This is a genomic window from Peribacillus saganii (assembly GCF_003429095.1).
Taxonomy (GTDB): domain Bacteria; phylum Bacillota; class Bacilli; order Bacillales; family DSM-1321; genus Peribacillus; species Peribacillus saganii.
The window spans coordinates 1-12,449 of sequence record NZ_QVTE01000004.1 but is presented as its reverse complement, the minus strand read 5'-3'; the positions used below and the strand labels follow the sequence as shown (position 1 = coordinate 12,449).

The window sequence follows — 12,449 nt, the reverse complement described above, 5'->3', positions numbered from 1 at the left end:
ATTTCTTTATTTAAATAGTTGTGGTATCCCGTTAATTAAAGTATAACTGCCCATAAACGCCATCGCGATTACAATGACTATTCCAAAAAGTGTCATCCAAACCGGGTGCTTGTAATCACCAACAATCTTTGTCTTATAAGCAGCAATTAGCATAACACCCAAAGCAATTGGCAAAATAAGTCCATTTAAAGACCCAACCAGTACCAGGATCTTTACTGGCCGTCCGATTAAAACAAACACTAAGGTTGATACCGCAATAAATCCTACAATGAACCATTTCTCATATTTTTCAACCGTTCTGCTGATTGTCCGGATAAACGAAACGGAAGTATACGCAGCTCCAACAACAGAGGTTACGGCAGCTGCCCACATCACGATACCGAAAATTTTATAGCCAAAATTGCCGGCAGCCAGCTGAAAAACTGAGGCCGGCGGATTTTCCGGATTAATTGGCAATCCCTGAATCACTATACCCAACGCTGCCAGAAATAGGAAAATACGCATGATTGAGGCGATGCCGATTGCGCTTACCGCACTGCGAGTAACCTCTGGGATAGCTTCTTTTCCTTTCACGCCTGCATCTAACAAGCGATGGCCGCCCGCAAAGGTAATGTAGCCCCCAACTGTCCCGCCTACTAGAGTGACAATGGCCAGAAAATCAATTTTTTCCGGCGCGAAAGACCTGACTATCGCTTCACCAACAGGAGGCTGGGCCTTAAACATAACATATAAGGTCAAAGCTATCATTACAAAACCCATGATTTGGGCAAAGCGATCCATCGCCTTGTTCGCTTCCTTCACTAAAAATATCCCGATAGCCAAAATTCCGCTCAGCAATGCCCCCATCTCCGGAGAAATTCCAAACAATACATTTGTTCCCAGTCCGGCCCCGCCGATGTTGCCTATATTAAAGGCTAGACCGCCCATTACTATTAAAATAGCCAAAAAGTACCCTAATCCCGGGAGAACCTCATTTGCGATATCCTGTGCCCGCTTTTCCGATACAGCAATAATTCTCCATATATTGATCTGAGCACCTATATCGATAATAATGGATATTAAAATAACAAATCCAAAGCTCGCGAGTAATGTTTGAGTGAAAACGGTCGTTTGAGTTAGAAAGCCTGGCCCGATAGCCGAAGTTGCCATTAAGAACGCGGCTCCAATCAGAATGCTTAGGCGTGAGTTTTTTTCCATAAATATTGTACCTCAATAGTTTATTTTTTTATAAAGTCTGCCATTTTTGCGATTTTAATACCTGCATCTGTTAAGGCTTCAGAAATATACCTGGCAAACTCTAGTGCACTTTCACCATCTCCATGAATGCAGACCGTATCAGCTTTAATCTTTACATCCGTACCTTGGAGGGAACGAATCTTTCCTTCTTTCACCACTTTAATAACTTGGCTAATTGCAGAATCATGTTCCTTGATCAGTGCATTGCTTTCGCGTCTTGGCGTCAAAGACCCATCCTGCTGATAAGTTCTATCAGAAAATACTTCACTTGCTGACCTCAAGCCGATTTTCTCGCCCGCCTTTACCAATTCACTTCCCGCTAAACCGACTAGAACCAATTCGGGATCCACTTTGTAAATAGCTTCTGAAATTGCTTCTGATAATTGGGAGTTTCTAGCGGCCATATTATAAAGGGCTCCGTGCGGCTTAACATGCTGAAGCGTCCCTCCTTCTGCCTTAACAAATCCATAAAGGGCCCCAATTTGATAGAGCACAAGGTCGTATGCCTCCTGAGGGCTAATATGTATGTCCCTTCGGCCAAATCCGACTAAATCCTGGAATCCTGGATGCACTCCAATCCCAACATTTTTCTCCATGGCCAATCGTACGGTTTTCCGCATAGTTGCCGGGTCCCCTGCATGAAAACCGCATGCTATATTGGCCGATGTGACGTAATCGAGCAGCTCCTCATCCCTGCCCATTCGATAGGCACCAAAGCTTTCACCCATATCACAATTAAGGTCTATCATATGCATCTCTTTTCCCCCTACCTGAATTTTAATGATATTCCGGATTTCAACTGCTGAATCTTTTTCTCTTTTTTAATGAGAAGAAGCTGTGCATCATAGAGGGATACTTCTGTAAACTTGATAAAATCTCCAGGTTTTACTTGGGCAACCAAAGGCAAATCAACTTTCGCAACCTGTCCAATTTTAGGATAGCCGCCTGTTGTTTGTCGGTCTGCCATTAGAATAATCGGATTTCCATCGGAGGGCACCTGAATCGTTCCAAATGTTACTGCTTCAGAAAGTATTTCCTCAGCTTTTTGCAATTCGAGTGATAGACCTTTTAGCCGATACCCCATCCGGTCGGATTGCGGTGTTACCTGAAAGTGTTCTTTATACAGAATCTCCCTGCTTTCTTTTGTGAATAAATTAAATTCACGTCCTCGGATGATGCGGACACTTGGCTCGGTTGGTGTGGATAGAATAAGGTCTTTAGCTATTGACCAATCCATTTCTGCAAAAGGCTGCCTGGAAAGGCTGTCTGACAGGGATTCGATAATTTTAGTTGACAGGCTACCTGGCATGCCCACTCTGATTTTATCGCCTTCTTTTAGGGCCCGCCCATGATAACCGCCGATCGCTGCTCTTAAATAGGTAGAACCGCTAGCCATGACTGCCTCAACTGAAATACCTCCGGCAACGGCAAGATAGGCCCTGCAGCCTGAACGAGGGGATCCAAATTTCAACTTGCTGCCTTTTTTAATAAAAATGGAACGCCACAGCCGAACAGGGCTCCCATCAATGGTAGGTGTTAAATCACCCCCGCAAATGGAGATTAAGGAATTTTCATTAAACTCGATTTGCGGACCAAGGAGGGTTATTTCCATTGTGGGTGTATTTTCTTGATTCCCGACCAATATGTTTGCCATACGGTGGGCAAACTGATCCATGGCTCCGCTCACAATAACTCCATACCTTTGAAAACCGTACCTGCCTAAATCCTGAATAGTTGTAAGGAGGCCTGGCTTGATGATAGTCAGCATCTTTTATCCTCCTCCCATTCTCTATATTCCTTTTCGCTTATTGGTTTAAATCTGATCTTATCACCTGCCCGGAGCAGGCTTGGCGGATTTTCGTCTGGCCGGAACAGCTCAATTGGTGTCCTGCCAATTAGCTGCCAGCCTCCTGGCGTTTCTATTGGATAAACTCCTGTTTGCATGCCCGCAATTCCAACAGTCCTGGCCGAAATTTTCAAACGGGGAGTCTCACGCCTCGGTGCTGCTATCATTTCAGACATACCTCCTATATAAGGAAAACCTGGAGCAAATCCAATCATATAGACAATATAATCTCCAGTTGAATGGATATGAATGACTTCGTCCTTTGTTAAATTATTAATTTTTGCCACATAATCCAGATCAGGACCAAATTCCCCGCCATAACAAACAGGGACTTCCACCACTCGCGATTCCACTGATTGGCCTTCGGATATGGTTGGCAAAAGTGTATCAAGATGATAACAAACCTTTTCATATGGCAAGGCAAATTTTTCACCTAATAATGACGGACTTACCGGATCATAGATAATAGTTATGGTGGTAAAAGCAGGTATGTATTCGACCATCCATTCTAAATGATTCTCATCAAAATAAGAGGCAATTACCTGAACCCGCTGCTGAGTTTGTATATTTATTTCTTTTCCGAGTTGGATAATAACAGCATTATCACCTAACGGATGTAAACTATATTCCATTTTTACACCCCTCCAAGCTTTAAATTTTGCAGTTCTTATATAAAATACGTCAATGACCTAAAGAGTGGTGACTATTAATTATTTTCAAATAATAATAACACCTTATTATAATTTTTTATTATTCGCAACATTTTTTCTTTTACAAATTAAACCACTAAAGTGCAATGGTTTATATGACATAGCTATACACGCTTAGTTTGATTCAAAATACAGATTAGATTCCGGGAAAACAAAAAACCGCTGGCATGTTGCCGCGGTGTAATTAGTTCTGACTTGCAGTTAAATGTAAGATGTTACTTTACAGCATTCTTTTCAGTTTCAGTACTTTCCAAAACATTTTCCATGTAATTTTTACCCCATTCATACATGGAATCTAGGATAGGCATCAGGCTTTTTCCTTGTTCTGTAAGGGAATACTCCACTTTTGGCGGAACAACAGGATACACCTCACGATGGACGATAGTGTCTTCCTCCAGCTCACGGAGCTGGTTTACAAGCATTCGCTGGGTAATTCCCGGCATAAGCCCCTTCAGCTCACCAAATCGCTTTGTTCCCTCTTTTCCCAAATGCCACAATATGAGCATTTTCCATTTCCCGCCAATTACAGAAAGGGTCAATTCTTTTTCACAATTAAAAGTCTTATCCTGGATACGTGACATTGCTTTTCACCTCTGTTTCCTATTATAACTTATGGTATACTTTTTGACACTATGTAAGAAAAAAGTGCGTACTTTTATATTTAAAACATACTTAGTATACTAGGACAGTACCAATGTGAACTACAGTTTCGCGGGTGCAAGAAAAGGGTACACACAGCACATACTACTATGGTGCAGGATTCGTTATCATCCCTGCGTGCACCCCAATAAATTTTAGAGGAGTGGAGAAATTCATGGAACTTCAATTAGCATTAGATCTAGTAAATATTCCGGAAGCAATAAAATTGGTGAAGGAAGTCGAAGACCATATAGATATCGTTGAAATCGGCACGCCGGTTGTCATAAATGAAGGCCTTAGAGCCGTGAAGGAAATAAAAGCTGAATTCCCTAATCTTAAGGTTTTAGCAGATTTAAAAATCATGGACGCTGCTGGGTATGAAGTCATGAAAGCTTCAGAAGCCGGTGCTGATATTATCACGATTCTCGGCGCAGCGGAAGACATGTCGATCAAGGGTGCAGTTGAAGAAGCGAAAAAACAGGGCAAGAAAATCCTGGTAGACATGATCGCTGTCAAGGACATTGAGGGACGGGCGAAAGAGCTTGACGAGCTTGGCGTAGACTATATCTGTGTACACACTGGCTATGACCTGCAGGCTGTCGGGCAAAACTCGTTTGAAGACCTTGCTAAAATTAAAAGTGTGGTAAAAAATGCGAAGACTGCAATCGCTGGCGGCATTAAATTGGAAACTCTTCCAGAGGTTGTAAAAGCACAGCCGGACCTGGTTATTGTTGGAGGCGGTATTACAAGCCAGGACGATAAAAAAGCAGCAGCAGCCGAAATGCAAAAGATTATAGAACAGGGTAACCAATGAATACGACGCAATACCTTGATATAATCCTTAAGGAGCTAAACAAAACTGTTCACTTAATCGCTGATGAAGACGCGGAAATATTGGTGAACAGAATACTGGAGTCCAAAAAGATTTTCACTGCAGGAGCTGGCCGATCCGGCTTTATGGCGAAATCATTTGCAATGCGCATGATGCATATGGGATTAGATGCATATGTGATTGGAGAAACAGTTACTCCTAACTTTGAAAAAGAGGATTTGCTAATCATCGCTTCCGGTTCAGGTGAGACGAAAAGTCTCGTTTCAATGGCAGAAAAAGCAAAAAGTATCGGCGGAACGATCGCTATTGCAACCATTTTCCCTGAATCCACTATCGGAAAATCAGCGGATATTGCAATTAAATTGCCAGGATCCCCCAAAGATAAAACTCAAGGTGATTACAGTACAATCCAGCCAATGGCTTCTCTTTTTGAACAAACTTTATTGCTGTTCTTCGACGCCGTTATCCTGCGATTTATGGAGAAAAAAGGACTGAATTCAGACACGATGTTTGGAAGGCATGCAAATTTGGAATAGACTTAAAAGGCAAAGACCGCAATATTTTTCAAATGCGTTGCGGTCTTTGTTTATTGAGAAAGGAGCACGAAAAATGAGTTCTTTATCAGGAAAAACAGCGTTAATAACTGGAGCTGGGAGAGGAATTGGGCGTGCCACAGCAATCGCTCTTGCTAAGGAAGGTGTCAACATAGGACTGGTTGGCCTCAACATGTCAAACCTTGAAAAGGTCTCTTCTGAATTGGCGGAATACAACATTGAAATTTCAGCGGCCTCAGCAGACGTCGCAGATCTTGAATCAGTTACCCATGCAATCGAACACATCAATTCAGATCTGGGTGCAATTGATATCTTAATCAACAATGCGGGAACCGCCAAGTTCGGAGGGTTTCTTGAGCTCTCTCCGGATGAGTGGGAAAACATTATCCGTGTCAACTTAATGGGCGTATATAATGTGACGCGCGCTGTTTTGCCAGGAATGATTGAAAGAAAAACAGGTGATATCATAAACATCTCTTCTTCAGCGGGCCAAAAAGGAGCCCCGGTTACAAGTGCTTACAGCGCATCAAAATTTGCGGTTCTGGGATTAACCGAGTCGCTCATGCTCGAAGTGCGCAAGCATAATATCCGGGTCAGCGCCCTTACGCCAAGTACTGTCGCAACCGACCTGGCGATTGAGACAAATTTAACGGACGGCAATCCTGAAAAAGTGATGCAGCCTGAGGACCTGGCAGAATTTATGGTCGCTCAATTAAAACTAAACCCACGGGTATTTGTTAAAACGGCAGGACTATGGTCAACTAACCCTTAAAAATTAAGCAAGCAGGTTCCTCGGTGGGACCTGCTTGTTTTATGGTGTAGATAAAGCTTGTAAAAAGTATTAAAAGGTTTTAGGAATACTAAATTATAGATCTAATCAGGCCCCCATCAACGGATATAGATTGCCCCGTTATATAAGATCCTTTAGGCGACACAATAAAGGAAATGAAATCAGCAATTTCCTCAGGATCTCCTAAACGTTTTAAAGGAACCGTCTCTGCTACTTCATTTATATAATCTTCAAAAGAAACCCCTCTTTTTTCTTCTTCCATCTTTGCAATATCGTATCTTCTTGTTGTTAGAAAACGTCCAGGGCAAATATTGTTGATAAGAATATTGTCAGGCGCAAGCTCTTCTGCCAATGTTTTGACCATTGGTAAAAGGCTTCCTTTTGTCGTATTGGAAATGAGCTGATTTGGGGTAGGCTGCTTTCCGCTGGATGCTCCCAGTACTGCAATGCTGCCGCCACCTGCCTTTTTTAATTCAGGAACTATAAGCTTTACGGTTCTAAAGAAGGAAACAATGTTTAATTCCCAATTCTTTTTCCAATCTTCCGGCTCAAGCTCCATAAGCTTTCCATGTTTACTGATGCCGGCTGAGTATATTAAAATATTAAGCCCGCCAAAATTCTCAATAATATTTCTAAATGTTTCTTCCATTCCCACAGGATCATTGGCATCAGCCGAAATTACTAAAGGGCAAGTTTCAGTTTCCTCATACAACTGTCTTGCAGCAAGTGATAATTTATGTTCATCTCGTGAAGAAATGGCGACTTTGGCTCCTTCAAGCAGCAAGCTTTTCGCACATGCGTAGCCAATTCCGGTACTTCCTCCTACTATCCACACCACTTTATCTTTTAAATGTAAGTCCATTCTCATCCTCCTAGAATTATAGGGATATAGGCACTCCTGCCAATGGCCAATACCAATAGGCAAATCCAATGGTTAATATAATTATTAGAACCGTCAAAAGACCTCCAGCTTTCGCCATATCCTTCATCGTATATAAACCAAGTGAATATGTAGTCATATTTCCAATGGATTGGGTAGGCATAATATAGGAAATGGTGCTGGCAACCACACAGATCATGCCGATCCAGACCGGATTAAATGGTGTTGCTAAAGCAAACGTTATGGCCACAGGCAATAAGGAAGCGATCATTGCAGCATAATGAGTAAACCCTATTCGAATTACGACAAATATCAGCATGATTGTTAATGCAACTACAGAAACTGGCAGGTTCTTGAGTGAATTTGCTGCAAGCTCAGATAGCCAGACCATTAATCCGCTTTGTTCAAATGCATTTGCAATCGTAAAGCCTGCAGCAAACAAAAGAGGGATACCCCAATTTATACTTCTCATCGCTTCTTTCCACTTAATCAGCTCTATCCCGGGCAGAAAAATAAACACACCTACTAAACAGGCACTCATTGCAATTGAATATCCGTGCAGCTCTTTTGTCAGCCAAAGCAAAATTAGACAAGCATAAAGAACAATGATCTTCTTTTCTGCCATCTTCAATTTTCCTAACTCTCGTAAACTATTTTGTATATATATTTGCCCAGACGTAATATGTTTTTGTTTAGGAGGAAATAGAATAACCAAGATTGCCCATAAACCGATAAGAGTAAATGCAATTAACGGAAGCATTACTATCATCCAGTGTATATAGGTCCATTCAAAGCCAATCATGCTTTTAAATAAACTGGCCGCATAAATGGCACCATTTGACCCTGTTATTAAGGTGACTGTACAGATCCATGGAACATAAGTAATCGCAAGCATGATTGATTTATTAAAATGATCGTCATTTTCATCCTTCAGTGTATCTATTAACCCCAAACTGATTGGCAGAAGTACTGTTAAACGAGCCATTCCATTTGGAATAAAAAAAGTAAGCAGAAAAGCAATTAAAATGACATAGAAGATGGTTTTACTGGAATTCCCCTTTGATTTTGATAAGACATAAAAGGCTAGCCTCCGGTCAAGGCCAGTTTTCTCAACAGCTTTTCCCATGCAAAGCATAATAATAATTAAAAATACTACGTCGCTGCCGAGTCCCGCTGCTGACTCTTCAAAGGAAAGCACATGAAAGAAAGGTAAAAGAACCATTATAACTATGCTTGTTACGGCTGAAGGAATAATATTTGTCAGCCATAAAATAATTCCAAAAAAAAGGACAAGTAAAGTGACAGCTCCTTTTTCCGTCATCCCCCATAAAGGGGGGAAGAACGGAGAAACAATAAGGAGGAGAAATATGATTGATAAACTAAAGTATATTTTCCCCCTTGATTGGGTGCGTCCTTCCTTACTGGTGTCTGCCATTGGTTACCCTTCTCCCGCTTTTATAAACTCCTCTGAACTGCACTGTTTTAACACATCGGACAAAAATACCTTATCATTTAAATTCCAGACAAATTGTGCTAAATTATCGGCCCTTTCTTCATTTATAGCTTCTTTCGCCATTGATTTGTATTTTCCTTCTAATTCCTGGTCAGTGAGCGGGTTATTTTCGGTTCCTTTTGCAAAAGGAACATAGTGTGAGTACTTTTCTCCGCTGTAATGGTAAAGGGTAACCTTTGATTCATATGTCTGATAATTCTTGTTAATACGGGCTGAGACTTTTTTGCGCACTTCAGCAATATCATGGGCATTTACCCGCTCGTTTGTAAATTGCTTCGGACCGCATTCACCATCGAGCAAACCCGCTGCGGTGCAATGATAAACACTGAATTTACCTTCCAGGCCAGTTGATGGATTTTCTTTAGCTGTTACATCCAGGACCATAGGATTTACTTCAATTTCAACTCTCTCAATATCGCTCTGATTGGCAGCAAATTGCTTCCGCAGCGCTATTGCCCCGTCAATAATAGGATGCGTCACCACTCCGCATGCGTATGGCTTTACACTATTTTTAAATATTTCAAAGCTATTTCCCAACCCTTCGACAGCTGCTTGCAAATCACTTTCTGACGCATTCACCTCAAAATAGCCTCTCCTTGCTTCCAGTACATCCAATGCTGAACTAAATCCGTTCTTTGCCAGCAATGCACCGTACAGTCCGCTCATTGCCGCTTTTCCTGGATGAATGGATTTGGACATTGTTCCAAACATACTTCTTAAACCGCTTGCATAAGTGGCCGTTATCCCAAACGCTTGCTGCATTTGTTCGACTGTTAATCCCAGGATTCGGCCTACAGCAGCCGCTGCACCAAATCCCCCTGCCATTCCTGTCATATGCCAGCCTCGTTCTTCATGCTTTCTGAATAACACTTTGCCAATTCGGGTTTCGACCTCAAATCCAATAATAAATGCCTCGAGAGCCTCTTTTCCATTAATGGGATATATCGCAGACAATGCAGAAAGTGCAGACCAAACAGGCGGACTTGGATGCACAAAGCTATCAAGGTGTGTGTCATCATAGTCAAGGACATGTGCCATAAATCCATTTACAAGAGCAGCATGCAGTACATCAATTTTCTCGTTTCTTCCTATTACTGTTGCAATTTGGGAATTCCCCAGGCAGGAACCTGTTTTTAAAATAATGTCTACACCTTCATGCGAAGACCCTCCAAATGCCACTCCAAGCCAATCAAGCATACACCGCTTTGCTTCATGAACGGCCTGATCATTAAACTCTTTATGGGTAACTGCATATTCAGCCAATTTTCTTGTTACGTTTAAGTTGGTCATAATTGTTATATCCTCCAAATCTATTATAATTTCACGATTGCTTCCTTCAGAATAATGCCTTCTGCAATAAATTGTTTCTCGTCTATCCATACATTTGGCTTCAGTATTAAGCAATCAATATGGGTTTTACTGTAGGTATGACCTGCCAAAGTACGGTTATCTCCCAGGGCAAAATGAATCGTTCCCAGCATCTTTTTCGATTCCTGAGCGTTATCTGCCAGCCTTGCTTTTTTGTTTGTTCCAATTGCAAATTCTCCCAGGTTAAAGGAGTTTGCATCTCCTCGTTCATTCAGGAATCTTTCTAGTTTTTGTGCATCCTCATTACCTTCAATCCTAGTCACGAAACCATCCTTAATAGTTAATTCAATAGGGGAAGAAACCTTGCCGATATGATGGATGACACCATCAATGACAATAGTCCCATTAGCTGTCCCTTCAACAGGAGCTGTAGCTACTTCACCATCAGGGAAAGCCGCAATTTTTCTCTGTCCGGAAATGACACCTGTCAACGGGAAGGATGGACGGCCTTCCAGACTAAATGTTAGGTCCGTACCAATCGAGGAGGTTACTCTGATTCTCTTACACGCATCAAGTATTTCAGCTATCTGAAGCGATGTCTCAGTAACTTCTTCATAATTGGCCGTAGCTGCACCATTCGTGAGCGACTCTATCGTTATCCCTCCCATCGCCAAATACCTTGCCCCGCTTTTCAATGCTTCGCGGATGGCATCTGTATGGGTCATTGCAGTAGAGCATGCAGATAAAATTAAGTCTGCTTCCAGCAATGCGGCAGCTGCTACTTTATGGGGTTCGTTTCCGAATGAATCCGCAGGTGGAATTCTGACTAATATCGGTGTTGCCCCTTCATAATAAACAGCTGCGACTAAAGCCTCCTGGATTTCATAATTCACTTTGTCATCTGTTAAAATAACCACAGTTTCGCCTTTTTTTACATTCATTTGCACAGGAACGGCTGCATAGCGAAATACCTCTATATTCATTTTCATTCCTCCAGTCAGGATTATTTCAAAACTATAATCTTCATAACTAAGCTCTTACCAATCTTTGACGTAACTACTGTTTGAAAAAGTGTTCAACCTCTTTCAATTCCTTCTCCAGGGAATTTACCATTTCTTCATATTCTTCCGGCCCGATGTATCGAACCTTTTCATATTCACCAGTTTCTTTTAATTTAGCAATATAGTCGGGATTCTCTACAGCTTGCTTGAATGCCTCCACAAGTTTTTGGTAGCGATCAGGGTAATCTTCTTTTACCTTTCTGAGCGTAAATAACCCATATGTCGACGAGTTGTCGGGAATTTCAATTCCAAGCTGTTCATTGATCGTCTTCGCATTATCTGTTACATTCGGCCAATCATTGGAAGGCTGCTGAATCCCTATTACTCTTGTTTCATCAGCCATATTGATACTATTAAAAGCACCTGCATGGGTTAAATCTACTTCCCCAGACAATAAAGCCAGCCTTGATTCATTTCCTCCTCCATAAGGGATGATGTTGAACTCGACACCTGTTGCTTTTTCAAGCTGCTTAAGAGCAAGGAAGTTATTGCTTGTTCTAAAGCTTACACTTGCCGAAATTGTTCCAGGCGGCTGTGTTTTTGCGTACTCTATTAACTCCTTTAAATCCTTCCATTTTGCATCCCTTCGCACACGGATTACTCCTGGATCATACGTTAATGCCCCGATAGGCACAAAATCATTTAGCTTATACCCCACGTCCCCAGCTGTCAGATAGGAGAAGTGTAAATGTGGAGTACCTTGCATCATGATAGAATAGCCATCAGCCTGAGAGTTCTTAAGCATTCTTGTTCCGATTGCTGTCCCTCCGCCATCATGGTTTTCTACAACAAGATTTGTTCCCAGGGCTTCCTGCAGAAATGGCTGCAGCTGTCTGCTTGAAGTATCAAAACCTCCACCTGCACTAGATGGTACTATGAACTTAATATTCTTCTTTGGAAAATCATCGCTTCCTGAGGATTTGCCATCACCTTTTACAGCATTTCCCCCAGATTGGCATCCGGCCAGTAAAACACCTATTAATGCTACCGATAAAAGCTTAAAGAAACTGGATTTAATTTTTTTCACCTTTTTTTCCTCCCTCTATAAATGTTGATTTATCAACGGTTTGACCCGTTGGT

At 41.8% G+C, this 12,449-nt stretch carries 13 protein-coding genes; 3 read left to right on the top strand and 10 right to left on the bottom strand.

The window, feature by feature from the left end; all coding sequences use genetic code 11:
* Positions 1–6 precede the first annotated feature (6 nt).
* The 5 genes from D0469_RS01435 to D0469_RS01415 all read right to left on the bottom strand — a co-directional run bounded on the left by D0469_RS01435 (position 7) and on the right by D0469_RS01415 (position 4,373).
* Positions 7–1,197: an NRAMP family divalent metal transporter gene (locus D0469_RS01435; protein WP_117324883.1), complete on the bottom strand. Its 1,191-nt coding sequence runs from the start codon at positions 1,195–1,197 to the stop codon at positions 7–9.
* A 20-nt stretch (positions 1,198–1,217) separates the two neighbouring features.
* The gene (locus tag D0469_RS01430) at positions 1,218–1,991 is read right to left on the bottom strand and encodes a LamB/YcsF family protein (RefSeq protein ID WP_117324882.1); all 774 of its coding nucleotides are present in this window, start codon (positions 1,989–1,991) and stop codon (positions 1,218–1,220) included.
* 11 nt (positions 1,992–2,002) lie between these two features.
* Positions 2,003–3,004: a 5-oxoprolinase subunit C family protein gene (locus D0469_RS01425; protein ID WP_117324881.1), complete on the bottom strand. Its 1,002-nt coding sequence runs from the start codon at positions 3,002–3,004 to the stop codon at positions 2,003–2,005.
* The gene (pxpB, locus tag D0469_RS01420) at positions 2,998–3,714 is read right to left on the bottom strand and encodes a 5-oxoprolinase subunit PxpB (protein ID WP_117324880.1); all 717 of its coding nucleotides are present in this window, start codon (positions 3,712–3,714) and stop codon (positions 2,998–3,000) included. Before pxpB ends, D0469_RS01425 begins: the two co-directional genes overlap by 7 nt.
* A 293-nt stretch (positions 3,715–4,007) precedes the next feature.
* Positions 4,008–4,373, bottom strand: coding sequence for a winged helix-turn-helix transcriptional regulator (locus D0469_RS01415; protein WP_117324879.1), 366 nt, complete (start codon positions 4,371–4,373; stop codon positions 4,008–4,010).
* A gap of 233 nt (positions 4,374–4,606) precedes the next feature.
* Here D0469_RS01415 and hxlA point away from each other — a divergent pair, with 233 nt between their 5' ends.
* From hxlA to D0469_RS01400, 3 genes are all read left to right on the top strand, one after another.
* Positions 4,607–5,245 (top strand): 3-hexulose-6-phosphate synthase, encoded by a 639-nt coding sequence (gene hxlA, locus D0469_RS01410; RefSeq protein ID WP_117324878.1) that lies wholly within the window; start codon positions 4,607–4,609, stop codon positions 5,243–5,245.
* Positions 5,242–5,799, top strand: a complete 558-nt coding sequence (gene hxlB / locus D0469_RS01405; protein ID WP_117324877.1) for a 6-phospho-3-hexuloisomerase — start codon at positions 5,242–5,244, stop codon at positions 5,797–5,799. Before hxlA ends, hxlB begins: the two co-directional genes overlap by 4 nt.
* Before the next feature lie 73 nt (positions 5,800–5,872).
* Positions 5,873–6,589, top strand: a complete 717-nt coding sequence (locus D0469_RS01400; RefSeq protein WP_117324876.1) for a 3-ketoacyl-ACP reductase — start codon at positions 5,873–5,875, stop codon at positions 6,587–6,589.
* Between the two features lie 88 nt (positions 6,590–6,677).
* Here the strand turns inward: D0469_RS01400 and D0469_RS01395 are convergent, their stop codons facing one another.
* The 5 genes from D0469_RS01395 to D0469_RS01375 form a co-directional block, all read right to left on the bottom strand.
* Positions 6,678–7,469 (bottom strand): SDR family NAD(P)-dependent oxidoreductase, encoded by a 792-nt coding sequence (locus D0469_RS01395; protein ID WP_158553321.1) that lies wholly within the window; start codon positions 7,467–7,469, stop codon positions 6,678–6,680.
* 16 nt (positions 7,470–7,485) lie between these two features.
* Positions 7,486–8,922, bottom strand: a complete 1,437-nt coding sequence (locus D0469_RS01390; protein WP_117324874.1) for an SLC13 family permease — start codon at positions 8,920–8,922, stop codon at positions 7,486–7,488.
* A gap of 3 nt (positions 8,923–8,925) precedes the next feature.
* Positions 8,926–10,290 (bottom strand): MmgE/PrpD family protein, encoded by a 1,365-nt coding sequence (locus tag D0469_RS01385; protein WP_158553320.1) that lies wholly within the window; start codon positions 10,288–10,290, stop codon positions 8,926–8,928.
* A 23-nt stretch (positions 10,291–10,313) separates the two neighbouring features.
* Positions 10,314–11,291, bottom strand: coding sequence for an aminopeptidase (locus D0469_RS01380; protein ID WP_158553319.1), 978 nt, complete (start codon positions 11,289–11,291; stop codon positions 10,314–10,316).
* Positions 11,292–11,364: 73 nt separating this feature from the next.
* Positions 11,365–12,396, bottom strand: a complete 1,032-nt coding sequence (locus D0469_RS01375) for a tripartite tricarboxylate transporter substrate binding protein (protein ID WP_117324871.1) — start codon at positions 12,394–12,396, stop codon at positions 11,365–11,367.
* Between the last annotated feature and the right edge of the window lie 53 nt (positions 12,397–12,449).

What these genes read in the sequence shown, in the direction of transcription:
- D0469_RS01435 (WP_117324883.1), bottom strand. Translation starts at nt 1,197, where the DNA reads ATGGAAAAAAACTCACGCCTAAGCATTCTGATTGGAGCCGCGTTCTTA.
- D0469_RS01430 (WP_117324882.1), bottom strand. Translation starts at nt 1,991, where the DNA reads ATGCATATGATAGACCTTAATTGTGATATGGGTGAAAGCTTTGGTGCC.
- D0469_RS01425 (WP_117324881.1), bottom strand. Translation starts at nt 3,004, where the DNA reads ATGCTGACTATCATCAAGCCAGGCCTCCTTACAACTATTCAGGATTTA.
- pxpB (WP_117324880.1), bottom strand. Translation starts at nt 3,714, where the DNA reads ATGGAATATAGTTTACATCCGTTAGGTGATAATGCTGTTATTATCCAA.
- D0469_RS01415 (WP_117324879.1), bottom strand. Translation starts at nt 4,373, where the DNA reads ATGTCACGTATCCAGGATAAGACTTTTAATTGTGAAAAAGAATTGACC.
- hxlA (WP_117324878.1), top strand. Translation starts at nt 4,607, where the DNA reads ATGGAACTTCAATTAGCATTAGATCTAGTAAATATTCCGGAAGCAATA.
- hxlB (WP_117324877.1), top strand. Translation starts at nt 5,242, where the DNA reads ATGAATACGACGCAATACCTTGATATAATCCTTAAGGAGCTAAACAAA.
- D0469_RS01400 (WP_117324876.1), top strand. Translation starts at nt 5,873, where the DNA reads ATGAGTTCTTTATCAGGAAAAACAGCGTTAATAACTGGAGCTGGGAGA.
- D0469_RS01395 (WP_158553321.1), bottom strand. Translation starts at nt 7,469, where the DNA reads ATGGACTTACATTTAAAAGATAAAGTGGTGTGGATAGTAGGAGGAAGT.
- D0469_RS01390 (WP_117324874.1), bottom strand. Translation starts at nt 8,922, where the DNA reads ATGGCAGACACCAGTAAGGAAGGACGCACCCAATCAAGGGGGAAAATA.
- D0469_RS01385 (WP_158553320.1), bottom strand. Translation starts at nt 10,290, where the DNA reads ATGACCAACTTAAACGTAACAAGAAAATTGGCTGAATATGCAGTTACC.
- D0469_RS01380 (WP_158553319.1), bottom strand. Translation starts at nt 11,291, where the DNA reads ATGAATATAGAGGTATTTCGCTATGCAGCCGTTCCTGTGCAAATGAAT.